The following is a 12,311-nucleotide window of genomic DNA, read 5'->3' as shown; positions in this document are numbered from 1 at the left end:
CTGAAAAGGCAACAACTAGAAGATAGGAGGGTGCATGGAAGCCATCCGCGGAGGGTCTGCGCCCTATAACGATGCTGTCTATAAAGGTAGCGCGACGCGCTATAGTCGCAGCGCTTCAACCCTGCGGTCTTACCAGCGCCGTGCGCGTCGCCAACATCGTTATCGCGGCTGGTTCAAGCGCCTCACCACTCTTTTTGTCCTTACGCTCATTATCCTTGGAGCTATCTGTTTGCGGCAGGGTTATCTGCCCTGGCAGCGTCCTTCAAAAACAACTCCTGCCGAGCTTGTAAGTCTTTTTGAACGTAATCCCGAGGCTCGCCAGTTTGTTTTGGACTATGACAAGCACCATAACGATCATCCAACTATTGATCTTTCGGAATACGCGCAGAGTAAAACGGTTCCGCTTTTCTTGCAATGGGACGAACGATGGGGCTATACCCGCTATGCTGGTCAGTATTTCGCGCTTTCTGGCTGTGGCCCCAGCTGCTTATCGATGGTCTATATCTACCTTACGGGTGACACGTCGATGTCGCCTCTTGCAATGGGTAAGTTTGCAACAGCCCAGGGTTACGCGGTCAATGGTGAAGGCAGTGCATGGGCGCTCATATTTCAGGGCGGCCGAAAATTAGGCTTAGATGTGACCGAAATTCCCCTGCAGGAGGCGCGTGTTAAGGCAAATCTTGAAGCAGGCAACCCTATCATTTGCATCATGGGCCAAGGTGACTTTACCAAGACCGGTCACTTTATTGTTCTCGCAGGTCTCAAGGATGATGGCATCGTGGTATGCGATCCCAATAGCAAAGAACGCTCCAATAAGATTTGGACCTATGACGAGCTTGAGGGCCAGATTCAAAATCTGTGGGTCCTGCGCAAAAGTCAAGTCTGACGAGCAGAACTTAGCGCCTGCAAACTCATATATCCTCGTGAGAAAATAGTCTTGCACGTATACCAGCCGCCCTGACCGCACATTGTCTTGCAATGCAATGGTCTGCTTGAGAAAGAGTTCAGATGTATCGCATTCTTTTGGTAGATGACGACCATGATATTGTTGGTGCACTCAAGATTTACCTGCAAAATCCCGATTATGAGCTGTTTTGTGCCTACAACGGTGAACAAGCTGTTGCGGCGGTAGAACAGGGGATTGAGGCAGGCAGTCCCATCGATTTGGTTTTGCTTGATGTGATGATGCCCGTGATGGATGGTCCGGCGGCGCTGGTGGAAATCCGCAAGCTCAGCAATGTGCCTGTGATTATGCTCACAGCAAAAAGTGAGGATGCGGATAAGGTACTCGGTCTCGATTTGGGTGCGGATGATTATGTAACCAAGCCTTTTGTGCCTGCGGAGTTATTGGCACGTGTACGTAGCGCACTGCGCCGATACAAGCGCCTAGGTGCAGCGAATCCTCAGGAAGAGGAGGCCACCGCAACGCTTGTCCTTGGTGGCATCGAGCTTAATGACGCAGCAAAAAAAGTTACCGTAGATGGCGAAGCGGTTGCACTTACGCCCAAAGAATATGATATCTGCTACTTTCTCATGCAGCATCCTGGGCGTGTCTACAGTCCCGCTGCAATCTATGAAGCAGTCTGGGGTGCACCTTCGTATGGCTGTGAAAATACCGTTGCCGTTCACGTACGCCACTTGCGAGAAAAAATAGAGATTAATCCTGCTGAGCCTCGCTATCTTATGGTGGTTTGGGGCCGCGGCTACAAGATGGGAGGCGCACGGTGAAGCACAACAACCAGCACATCCCCAATGAGCACGCTGGTGCTATTTGGGTTTGGTTCATGTGTATTTTGGCGATTATCAGCGTATTCTTGTTGGTTCCTCTGATCCATGCATTTTTTGTCTATGCTGCATATGGCATGACCGATTTTCCTGGGAGCTACTACATCATTAGCATGCTTGATTGTGCAATGGTGGCTTGCATGCTATTTGTGGCAAAGCATTGGGAGATGGCTGACGATATCAAAACCGCTTGGTCGCATCTTTGGCGCTGGGCGCTGGGATACGCTGTCGTTGTTGTGCTAGTGCTCTTTTGTGGAACTATAGATATTTTTGCCATACTTTTGATACTGGCAATTTGTTCGCTGAGTTTTGTGATGCTGGGTGAACGCCAAGCTCGTCTCGACGAGATAAGCAAGACGGTTAAGCGTCTAGCTGCTGGTGATTTTACGGCGCAAGTGGATGAGAGTTTGATGCGCGGTAATCTTCGTGGACTTGCAAGTGATGTCAACAGGCTGGCACAAGTTAGCTCTGTAGCTGCAGATGAACGGGCGGAAGCACTGCGCCGGAGCCTTGATGCCGAGCAGGATAAGGTGCGTGCCGAGCGTCTCCGTACTGAGCTCATTGCCAATGTGAGCCATGATCTCAAAACGCCGTTGACCTCGGTCATCAACTATGCTGATCTGCTTTCCGCAGAGCTTGCAATCGCTCCGGAGGGTCGCGATGAAGACAAGCTTGAGGAATGCTCTGATGTGCTCGCCCGTCAGTCTCTGCGTCTAAGGAAGCTCATTGAGGATTTGATTGAGGCTTCAAAGGCACAGACAGGCAATATCTCAGTTGCGTTGGCGCCGCTTGATGCTTCTGTGCTAGTAGCGCAGGCGGGTGGCGAGTGGACAGAGCGTTTGGACAAGCAGAACATTCAGCTGATATGTACTACTCCCGATGAGCCGCTGATGATTAAGGCCGATGGTAGGCAGATGGGTCGTATCTTTGACAATATCCTTAGCAATGTGTCTAAGTATGCCATGGCAGGCACACGCGTCTATTTCAGTGCCAAGCCCTCGGCTGAGGGGGGAGTAGAAATTAGCTGCAAGAATGTCTCTGCGACGCAGTTGAATATAAGTGCGGAAGAACTGTTGGAGCGCTTTGTGCGGGGAGACTCTTCACGCACGACCGAAGGTTCGGGCTTGGGTCTGTCGATTGCTCAGAGCCTGATGGAACTGCAGGGCGGGAGTTTGAAACTTGCAGTAGATGCAGATCTGTTTTCGGTTATTTTGGTCTTTCCGCCTATTGAGAGACGGCCTGAGCAAAAAACTGAACAAATTTTAGAAACGCTGGAGCATTTGACGTAAGGCTTAGCCCTTTTGGGGTACGAATAACTGCTTGAGCTGTGCATTTTTCTTTCAGATAGTTTAAGGTTATATGGCAAGTGCATTTAGTGATGCAGGTGGGTGGACGTGTCGGCAAATAATTTCGTCCCCCCCCCCTGAGAGAAAACAGCAAAGGGACTTACATGAATCTCAAACCGCACTTAAGTCGTATTGCCGCAGCAACTCTTGGGCTTAGTCTTACTCTTGGTGGTACTCCCACCGCAGCGCTTGCTGAGGTTGTACCTATGCCTGAGGAGCAGAAGCAAGCTGTCGATGGTAACTACTGGGCCGAGCTGAACTACCACTTACAACCTTCATTCAACGAGGGTAAAGAGGGTATTGTCATCCCTACATACCTCAACAATTTTTTTGAGACCAGCAAGGCGGACTGGGCAAAAGAAAATATTTATGAGATAGCGAATATGACTTTTATATTCCCAAATGCCGGTATCCGTGAAGAGAATAATGCGGAGTATGAGGGATATGAAGACTTTTGGTTGGGTGGGTTTGTAGATACATATACCAAGAAGCCTGGTGATGAAGGCTACCGTCCTCATAAGGAAAATCCAAACGAACAATATAACTATTGGAAGGGCGGATTGCAGTGGATGCCCTATGGGCTCGATGAGTACAAAGATTTGATTAAAGATGTAGCAAATGATTACAACGTCTACGGAGATATAACTGAACGCAATATGTCTAGCACCGCTATTGCGCAGCACAAGGTTGGGGATACGATCAATCTTGATATGAACGTAGACTTTGATATCTATCGTAAAGCAATGAATACCATGTTGATTTCCATTATCAATTCAGAGTTCCCTGCACAGGAACTCATGAAGCGCAATATGCCAGAAACAGGATTGGCTGTTCAAGATGGTGAGTTGGTATTTGTTCTCGATTTGCCCGAGGGACTTGAAGCAACGGGTGCTACGACATATAAGCTTTCTCAGCTAGACAACTTTACTCTTGCTGCCACGACAGAAAAAGATGGCAAACGCTTAGTGGTAAAGGCACGTATGAACCAGCCTGCAAATGATTACCAGATGCTCAAAGAACTATACAGGAAGATTAATGCCATAAATTGGAAGGATATTTCCCTTCATATTGATGGCCTTAAAGTTACAGATAAGGCACCCTTTGACACCAATCTCACAGCAACCGCTTACATGTATGGTGCCTCGGATACCATCATGTCAAGCGATAATGATGCAATCATTAATAAGGATGATTCAGTCGCAGAAAACGATGCACATCAGTTCTCCCGTCTTCCCTACGTCTTTGCTGCCAAGCAGAATACTGAAGGCCGCGATGAGGCAGCTCCTGCAGACGAGCCCAATCTCATGACCTATAGCTTCCGCATTTCCGCTCCTAAGAAGCACAGCGTTACCTTTATCCAAGATGGCAAAGAGCTTAGCAAGGTAAATGTTGAGGACAGCAAAACTATTGCTACTGGCGCAGATGAAGGCCAAGCAATGCCTGCAGATCCCACTAAGGATGGTTATAGCTTTGAGGGCTGGAATACTGTTGCTGACGGCAGCGGCACAAGCTTTACTGCTGATACTCCCGTAACGGAGGATATTACCGTCTATGCCGTGTTTGCAAAGAAGGAAAGTCCCAAGCCCAATCCTGAGCCTAACAAGCCTGATACCAAACCCAGTAAACCTGCCTCCAAGACACATTCCAAGAAAACTACCAAACGTGTGGTAAAGACGCGCAAGTCTGCACTTCCTCAGACAGGTGACGCAGGCGTTTTGGGTGGCACAGCAATGATGGCCCTAGCGGGTGGCTCTGCTCTGCTTGCCTCAAAGAAGTTGAAGAAGTAATTCGAGACTGTCATAGCCTAGAAAAACGGCTCCCAGCATCATTGCTTGGAGCCGTTTTTAGTGAGTTACATGAAAAATTGCCTTGTTATCTGTGGTTATTTGTACTGTCAGCATTCGTGTTTGTCTTGTTTTATAAGATATTCAACGAGGTAGGGGACTGCAAAGCGGACGTGCCCATAACCTGCTGATTCAATGACACGCGCATCAATCAAACTTGCACGGTATTTGCTAACCCAGCTTTGGCTTTTATGTACACGTTCGGCAATATCTGCAACCTTGCTAGCGTGAGGTTGGTCGGGCAACATAGCCATGACAAAGCTTTGTTGAGCAAGGGTTAGACCCTTAAATGCAGGTGCACAGACGGCATCTTCAAATGCCAGTACTGCATCGCGCAGTCCTTCTTTAAAGTCGGTCTCTTCGATCTGTTGGGATCTGCGACTTTCTGCTGCTTGCCACATGTAGTAACCCACGAGTTGCACCATATACGGGTAACCAAATGTCTCCTGTGCAGCATGTAGTGCCAAAGTCGTGTCGATTTGCTTTCCTGAATGTGTTATCGAAGTAATGAATGCATTTTTTACCTCAACAATAGGAACCGGACCCAATTTTCGTTGAACTGCTCGTCGCAAAAAAGTGAGAACTTTGTCATTAAGTAAGTCATCCATGAGCGAAGGAAGTGCAGCAAAGACAAGGGCTATACCCTTTTGGTCTTTATCACTGGCGTTGGTCAAATCTTGGTCGCGGATAACGTGTTGTACGGTAGTGGCAAGCATAGTCATATCTTCCAAAGACGCTGCTTGTGCTTCATCAATAGAAAAGCAGATGCCACGTCCAGGCGGGAGTTTCTTGAGGCGCTCGTTAATAGCGCTACGCAAAGTGAGTGCCTGCTGCTCGATGGAAAAATCGACATGACCTAGGCTCAGACTTGCGATATTGCCAATGCCAATGCTTGGTCCTAAATCTGCCCCCGTTACTCGAGGACTTCCTGCAGTTAGTGTCTCTATCATGCGCTCACACATACCAGCGGTTGCGGTTTCTGAAACGAGCTCCCAACCTTGTTGAAGCGCGACTTTTCCAAGTTCTGTGAGCATAACAGTCTTGCCGTAGCCGCGTTGACCCGTCAGCAGCATCAGACGCTCCGGTGCGCCGGCGCCGTTGAGCAGCCCATGTCTGAAATCGTCGATAATTGCCTGACGGCCAATAAGGATGGGAGGGAGTTTTCCCGCTGTAGGTTTAAAAGGATTAATTGCCATGGTGGTCTTCCTTTCGGGGGATGCACGCGGGAGTATGCTGACTTTAACCAAGCTGTTTCGGCTCATACTAACTTATAGTAACTTATACCGATTTGTATCAACTTATGTTCCCTGAGATTGTCTTTATCCACGCTGCTAGGTTCCTTCTTGCCTCTATCTGTGCTACCAGATGCCCATCTCCCGCGTCGCCAAAATTTCGATGGATGGTTCATTTCGAAAGATGATTCATCCTTCGGCCTGCATTCATACAGATGGTTCATCCTTCGGCCTGTATTCACTCAAATGGTTCATCCTTCGGTCTACCGAAAAAAATGACCAGCTGTTTTGTGTACTCCAACTCCGAAACTTGAACCATTTGCGGTTTGTGCCCCATCCTTGAACCATCTGTGGTTTGCATTTGCGGTTTGTATCCTACAAGTGCTTAAAAGAAGCCAGGGAAGCAAAACTTCCCTGGCTCCGAGTCATACATGTGGACGCCGAATGTAGTAGCAGACAGGCACCGTGCTATGCTTTAGAGGTGTAACACACGATCATTAATCTCCTGTGTACGGCCCTGGTTCCAGAATTGGGTGCCAATATAGCCGCAGGTACGACGTGCTACGTTCATCTTGTCCTGATCGCGGTTGTGGCAGTTGGGGCATTCCCACACGAGCTTGCCATCGTCATCGGTGACAATCTGAATTTCTCCGTCATAGCCACAAACCTGGCAATAATCGCTCTTGGTATTGAGCTCGGCATACATGATGTTGTCATAGATGAACTGCATAACGGCAACAACAGCCTCAAGGTTGTCCTGCATATTGGGAACTTCAACGTAGCTGATAGCACCGCCAGGGGATAGACGCTGGAATTCGCTTTCAAACTGGAGCTTGGTGAAAGCATCAATCTTTTCGCTCACATGGACGTGATAGCTGTTGGTGATATAGCCCTTGTCCGTAATGCCAGGGATGATGCCCCAACGGCGCTGTAGACACTTAGCAAACTTATAGGTGGTGGACTCAATGGGCGTGCCATACAGGCTGTAATCGATATCTTCAGCAGCCTTCCACTCAGCACAGCGGTCGTTCATATGCTGCATAACCTGTAGAGCAAAGGGCTTTGCCTCGGGGTCGGTGTGGCTGCGACCAGTCATGAACTTTACGCACTCATAGAGTCCTGCGTAACCCAGTGAGATGGTGGAGTAACCACCATAGAGCAGTTTGTCAATGGCTTCACCCTTGTCAAGACGGGCGAGTGCGCCGTACTGCCAAAGGATAGGTGCTGCGTCGGAAAGCGTGCCTACTAGGCGATCGTGACGGCAACGCAGACCCTTGTGGCAGAGATCCAGACGCTCATCAAAAATCTTCCAGAACTTGTCCATGTCGCCACCAGAGGAAAGAGCAACATCAGGAAGATTGATGGTCACAACACCCTGGTTGAAGCGTCCATAGTACTTGGGCTTGCCAGGGACATAGTTCTTTGCGCGGGAGATGTTGTCATAGCCACCGTTGGCGCTGCGGTCAGGTGTCAAGAAGGAACGGCAACCCATGCAGGTATAGCAATCACCGTTGCCTTCGGTCTCACCAGTAGAGAGCTTGTATTCCTTCATCTTCTTCTCAGAGATGTAGTCGGGCACCATACGTTTTGCGGTGCACTTGGCTGCGAGTTTGGTGAGATAGAAGTAGGGTGTACCTTCGCGGACGTTGTCCTCTTCAAGCACGTAGATAAGCTTGGGGAAGGCGGGCGTAATCCAGACACCCGCTTCGTTACGGACGCCCTGGTAGCGCTGACGCAGCGTCTCTTCAATGATGAGAGCAAGGTCACGCTTGGTCTGCTCGTCGCGCGCTTCACCTAGATACATAAAGACAGTGATGAAGGGTGCCTGGCCATTGGTGGTCATCAGGGTGACTACCTGGTATTGGATGGTCTGGACGCCGCGGGCAATCTCGTCGTGGAGACGCTTCTCGACCATGATTTCGATTTGCTCATTTGAAGCATCAAACCCGATAGATTCCATCTCGGCATAGACCGAACGACGGATCTTTTTGCGGGAGATATCAACAAAGGGAGCAAGATGCTCTAGCGAGATTGATTGGCCGCCATATTGGCAACTGGCAACCTGGGCAATAATCTGGGTTGCAATGTTGCAAGCCGTCGAGAAGGAATGCGGCTTTTCAATCATAGTGCCCGAAATTACAGTACCGTTTTGCAGCATGTCGTCGAGATTGACGAGGTCACAGTTGTGCATGCGCTGTGCGTAATAGTCAGAGTCGTGGAAGTGAATGATACCTTCTTGATGAGCTTTGACAACGTCTTCGGGGAGCAGTTTGCGGTCGGTTAGGTCGCGAGAAACCTCGCCTGCCATGTAGTCACGCTGGACAGAAACGACAGTAGGATTCTTGTTGGAATTTTCCTGCTTTGCTTCCTCATTGTTGGAATCAATCAAAGACAAAATACGGTCATCGGTGGTGTTCTTTTGGCGCTTGAGATTTTGTACATAGCGATAAATGATGTACTTACGGGCCACGGAGAAGCGGTCAAGCTTCATCAGCTGGTCCTCAACGAGGTCCTGAATCTCCTCGACGGACACGGTGTGAGCGAGCTGCTTGCATTCTTCCTCGACGTTGAGAGAAGCAAACTGAACTTCACGGTCGGTGAGTCGCTCGTCGGCAGGCACTTCCTTGTTTGCAGCAAGGATAGCATTGGTAATTTTTGAGAGGTCAAAGGCAACTTCACTGCCATTGCGCTTGATAATTTTCATGCCTGTCTCCTTGCTGAATGGCGCGCTACGCTAGCGCTTTTTGTCTAAGTAAATGATCTGAGATTCTAGTATACACAATCTATTGGGTATCTGGGTGACAATCTATACCACATAATGTGGACAAGTCCTAAAATACTGAAATCAATTGTTGATAGTTTGAAGAAAAACGGTTGAAAAGCTCTAGAACCCCAGCTAGACGCGTGACGAAAACTTTTCTAGCGCTGTGGCTCATATAAATATTGCATCAGCGTTGCAAGAAAAAATCTTTCTGCTTGCCCGCTCACCGATATATTGTGACCGTGTGCAGGTGTACCACAACAAATAGTGTATACGTAGGTCAGAAGCAACTTCCCAAAGGGGAGGAGAAAGTGAGCCTATCGCTGTGTTTGCAGATAAGTCGAAAATCGTACATCTTGCCTTTGCCCTGCTTGAACTTCCGGGCATAGCTGTCCTAATTTATTTTTGGTTTATCAATTTAAGTGCATATGACATGTCTGCCGATGCGCTGTTCTGGTGCGCAGGTGTTGTTCCGGGGGTTCTGCTTCTGGTTTCACTTATTTTTTGTAGAGGCACAAGTAGGCGCCTCATTCCTGCGCTCTGTTTGCTGTTGTTTATCGAGGCTTTTGGCGCCTGTTGTTTCGCGCTTAATTCGTGTTATATGTTCCCTGAATTGATATTGACTGTTAGTAACTCCTACTTTCCTGGCAGGGAGGCAAGCACAATTCTCTGCGTTCTTGCAATTATTGCCACACAAGTGCTTGTACATTATTTTTGCCAATCTTTTTTGAAATTGCCCAATGATCACTCGACAATTGAAAGATGACCTAGTTTTCTTTTCCATACTGAAATGCTTGGGCTGCGCGTTGAAATGTTGACGAAATTCCTTGGTTTTCTGGGACGGTAAAGAGGAAAAAGCCATGTTTGTAAATAAGCCGACAATCCTACATATTGTTTTTGCCTTGGCTGAGATTCCGGGCATTGTGATGGCAATCGATACCTACACAACTCATGCTGACGAAATTGCGGCTATGTCTGGCACTTGGTTATGGTGTGTAGTGATAATCCCAGGATTACTCTTGATATCTTCACTAGTGTTCGGAAAGGGGAAGGGTAGATGGCTTATACCTGCAGTTTGTTTGCTATTTCCTTTTTTTGAATTTGGGATTTTTTTCCTTATTGACACTACAAATTACCTGTTTTCTCGCTTATTCGAGATACAGCCTTTAGATATCTTTTTTTCTCCGGCAGTGTTATTAGTATTTAGCATCCTAGCGATAATTACGACACAAGTACTGGTGCATTATTTTTGCAAGTCGCTTCCGGAGAAGGCGCCCCAAAAATAGATACGCTGCATTAACTGCTGACTGCTAGACTGGACATGCTGCCAAGATGGTTTGGCGGCATGTCTTTTTTAGCTAAGGAAGCAAATCATGCATGCAGATACCGCGACTATTGTCGGGCTCATTACCCCTGTTAACCTGCGTTTTGTTGTGCCGGTATATCAACGACCCTATACCTGGGGCCAGCGCGAGTGTGCACAGCTTTGGGATGATATGGTGACAGTGGGGCGTGCGGCAAAAGATGCACGTCTTCGTAGTGCATACGGTGGACGCACGCTGATGCCACCAAGTCACTTTACTGGTTCAATTGTGTGGGTACAGGATGGGGCAGTTTCCTCATCGGGCGTCGAGTCGCGGCTGCTCATTGATGGTCAGCAGCGAGTCACCACGTTGATGCTGGTGTTTGTGGCTCTAGCGCGCTATGCACGTTGCCATCCCGAGCGAGCGTCGCAACTCAGCTTCTCTGCTCAAGAGATTTTGGATGATGGGTATCTTACTAACAAACATCGTAATGGCGTTGACCACTACAAGCTGACGCTTTCCAAAGGCGACCGTGCGGTGTTTCAGGTACTTGTTGATGAGCTGGAATCAGGTGAGCAAACAGAGACTGCAGCTGCCTCACCTGTGCCGATAGCGCCTGCAACATCCGAAGGAGATCTGCTTGTCCAGGCAGAAGGCGCAAGTCACCTGCAGGAAAATCTTGCCTATTTTGAGCGTCAGCTAGAAACCGTCGACGCCAATATTATCTGGCTGGGAATTCAGCAGCTACAGGTGGCATCTATTGCACTAACCGAAGGTCAGGACAATCCTCAGCTGGTGTTTGAGTCGATGAATTCCACGGGCAAGGATTTGTCGTCGGCTGATCTTGTGCGCAACTTTATTTTGATGTCAGCTCCGATTGAGAGCCAAGAGTCGCTGTATCGCAGTTTTTGGCGACCGATTGAGCAGTCGCTAGATACTGATAATGGCGCGGAACTTTTTGAGAACTTCTTGCATGACTGGCTAACTGCCAGCCGTGCGCCTCAAACATTTAAGCGCTCTGATATCTATGCGACGTTCAAGCGCTATGTACGTGACAACGGATATAGTAGTGGAAATGCCATTATCACTCTTATCAACCAACTGCGTCGCACTGTGCGTTCTTATGTGCACATCACCCAAGGACGGGTAATGGAGGGCTGCGAGTCGCGTCCTGAAATTGATGCTGCATTAGCGGATCTGCGCAAGCTTGGTCAAGCGGATATTAGTCCCCAGACAGCGGTCAATCCTTTGCTGCTGTTTTTCCACGATGCCTATGATCAGCAGGATATTGACGCCGCAGTGTTTGAGAGGTCTTTGCGTATTACTGAGTCGTATTTGATGAGGCGACTTGCCTGTAATTGCTCACCAGAAGGTATGAAGAAATTTTTTTCGCAGTTGATTGCCCGTCTTGAAGGTGTGCGCGCGGTTGGTGGCGACTTTGCTGTGGCTTATGCCAGTTACCTGCTTAATGAAGAGGGTGGCTCTCTGCGTTTTCCTGCTGATGATGAGTTTTGCCGTGCGCTTGCTTTGCGCAACGCGGATGATTGGGATGCTACAACGGCAATTGGTTCTGCTTTGCAAATGGGGGACAAGGCGCCTGTGCGCTGGGCATATCCTCAGCTAAGTGAAGCGACGCGGGCAATCTATCGTCGAGGTCTGTAGCTGCGGTTTTTAAGGGGGATTGTAATGAAGAGTGTGCTGATTAAGGATACGACTCCCGAGGAGCGTATGGCTATTGTGGCACAGGGCTTGTCATTTTGTGATGATAGCTCCTGCGAAAATTGCGGTGGTTGCTCGATGGGTGTTGCTTCGGTCGATGCGATGTATAGACCTTATATCGAGGGTAAACTCGAATTGCATGAGGTTAATATGCTCCACGCTGCCACAAAGTACACCCACGGTTAAAACTACGATTATCTGGGCGTGAAAACCGCAAATGAGATTGATTGATTTACGGATAAGCCGCGACTAAAGAAGCCACGTTCTGGTTCAGCCACCACGGCCTCGCCTGCCAAAAGCCACACATCGTTTCAGCAATC

10 protein-coding genes are annotated in these 12,311 nt (G+C 48.6%); 8 read left to right on the top strand and 2 right to left on the bottom strand.

Annotated features, from left to right (window positions below):
• Window positions 1-34: 34 nt before the first annotated feature.
• From HMPREF9069_RS02625 to HMPREF9069_RS02610, 4 genes are all read left to right on the top strand, one after another.
• A complete protein-coding gene (locus HMPREF9069_RS02625) occupies window positions 35-886 on the top strand; it encodes a C39 family peptidase (RefSeq protein WP_021625572.1) in 852 nt (283 codons plus the stop codon).
• Between the two features lie 122 nt (window positions 887-1,008).
• On the top strand, window positions 1,009-1,728 hold the full coding sequence (locus HMPREF9069_RS02620) for a response regulator transcription factor (protein WP_021625571.1): 720 nt from the start codon (window positions 1,009-1,011) through the stop codon (window positions 1,726-1,728).
• A complete protein-coding gene (locus HMPREF9069_RS02615; RefSeq protein ID WP_021625570.1) occupies window positions 1,725-3,074 on the top strand; it encodes a sensor histidine kinase in 1,350 nt (449 codons plus the stop codon). The genes HMPREF9069_RS02620 and HMPREF9069_RS02615 overlap by 4 nt, the downstream gene beginning before the upstream one ends.
• Window positions 3,075-3,235: 161 nt before the next feature.
• The gene (locus HMPREF9069_RS02610) at window positions 3,236-4,918 is read left to right on the top strand and encodes an InlB B-repeat-containing protein (protein ID WP_021625569.1); all 1,683 of its coding nucleotides are present in this window, start codon (window positions 3,236-3,238) and stop codon (window positions 4,916-4,918) included.
• A 107-nt stretch (window positions 4,919-5,025) separates the two neighbouring features.
• On the opposite strand, the gene HMPREF9069_RS02605 is transcribed toward HMPREF9069_RS02610, so the two are convergent.
• Both HMPREF9069_RS02605 and nrdD read right to left on the bottom strand, forming a co-directional pair.
• The gene (locus HMPREF9069_RS02605; RefSeq protein ID WP_035438243.1) at window positions 5,026-6,171 is read right to left on the bottom strand and encodes a DUF8462 domain-containing protein; all 1,146 of its coding nucleotides are present in this window, start codon (window positions 6,169-6,171) and stop codon (window positions 5,026-5,028) included.
• A gap of 511 nt (window positions 6,172-6,682) precedes the next feature.
• Window positions 6,683-8,911, bottom strand: a complete 2,229-nt coding sequence (gene nrdD, locus HMPREF9069_RS02600; RefSeq protein WP_021625566.1) for an anaerobic ribonucleoside-triphosphate reductase — start codon at window positions 8,909-8,911, stop codon at window positions 6,683-6,685.
• A gap of 382 nt (window positions 8,912-9,293) precedes the next feature.
• Between nrdD and HMPREF9069_RS02595 the strand changes: the two genes are divergently transcribed.
• The 4 genes from HMPREF9069_RS02595 to HMPREF9069_RS02580 all read left to right on the top strand — a co-directional run bounded on the left by HMPREF9069_RS02595 (window position 9,294) and on the right by HMPREF9069_RS02580 (window position 12,177).
• Entirely contained in the window at window positions 9,294-9,734 is a 441-nt protein-coding gene (locus tag HMPREF9069_RS02595; protein WP_021625565.1) for a hypothetical protein, read from the top strand.
• A 94-nt stretch (window positions 9,735-9,828) separates the two neighbouring features.
• On the top strand, window positions 9,829-10,254 hold the full coding sequence (locus HMPREF9069_RS02590; RefSeq protein WP_021625564.1) for a hypothetical protein: 426 nt from the start codon (window positions 9,829-9,831) through the stop codon (window positions 10,252-10,254).
• A gap of 87 nt (window positions 10,255-10,341) precedes the next feature.
• On the top strand, window positions 10,342-11,934 hold the full coding sequence (locus HMPREF9069_RS02585; protein ID WP_021625563.1) for a DUF262 domain-containing protein: 1,593 nt from the start codon (window positions 10,342-10,344) through the stop codon (window positions 11,932-11,934).
• A 24-nt stretch (window positions 11,935-11,958) separates the two neighbouring features.
• Window positions 11,959-12,177 (top strand): NADH-ubiquinone oxidoreductase-F iron-sulfur binding region domain-containing protein, encoded by a 219-nt coding sequence (locus tag HMPREF9069_RS02580; RefSeq protein WP_021625562.1) that lies wholly within the window; start codon window positions 11,959-11,961, stop codon window positions 12,175-12,177.
• Window positions 12,178-12,311 lie beyond the last annotated feature (134 nt).

The organism is Atopobium sp. oral taxon 810 str. F0209, from assembly GCF_000466405.1.
Classification (GTDB): domain Bacteria; phylum Actinomycetota; class Coriobacteriia; order Coriobacteriales; family Atopobiaceae; genus Olegusella.
This window is presented reverse-complemented; position numbering and strand designations above follow the sequence as displayed.

Coding starts and splice junctions, on each gene's coding strand:
- HMPREF9069_RS02625 (WP_021625572.1), top strand. CDS start 35: ATGGAAGCCATCCGCGGAGGGTCTGCGCCCTATAACGATGCTGTCTAT.
- HMPREF9069_RS02620 (WP_021625571.1), top strand. CDS start 1,009: ATGTATCGCATTCTTTTGGTAGATGACGACCATGATATTGTTGGTGCA.
- HMPREF9069_RS02610 (WP_021625569.1), top strand. CDS start 3,236: ATGAATCTCAAACCGCACTTAAGTCGTATTGCCGCAGCAACTCTTGGG.
- HMPREF9069_RS02605 (WP_035438243.1), bottom strand. CDS start 6,171: ATGGCAATTAATCCTTTTAAACCTACAGCGGGAAAACTCCCTCCCATC.
- nrdD (WP_021625566.1), bottom strand. CDS start 8,911: ATGAAAATTATCAAGCGCAATGGCAGTGAAGTTGCCTTTGACCTCTCA.
- HMPREF9069_RS02590 (WP_021625564.1), top strand. CDS start 9,829: ATGTTTGTAAATAAGCCGACAATCCTACATATTGTTTTTGCCTTGGCT.
- HMPREF9069_RS02585 (WP_021625563.1), top strand. CDS start 10,342: ATGCATGCAGATACCGCGACTATTGTCGGGCTCATTACCCCTGTTAAC.
- HMPREF9069_RS02580 (WP_021625562.1), top strand. CDS start 11,959: ATGAAGAGTGTGCTGATTAAGGATACGACTCCCGAGGAGCGTATGGCT.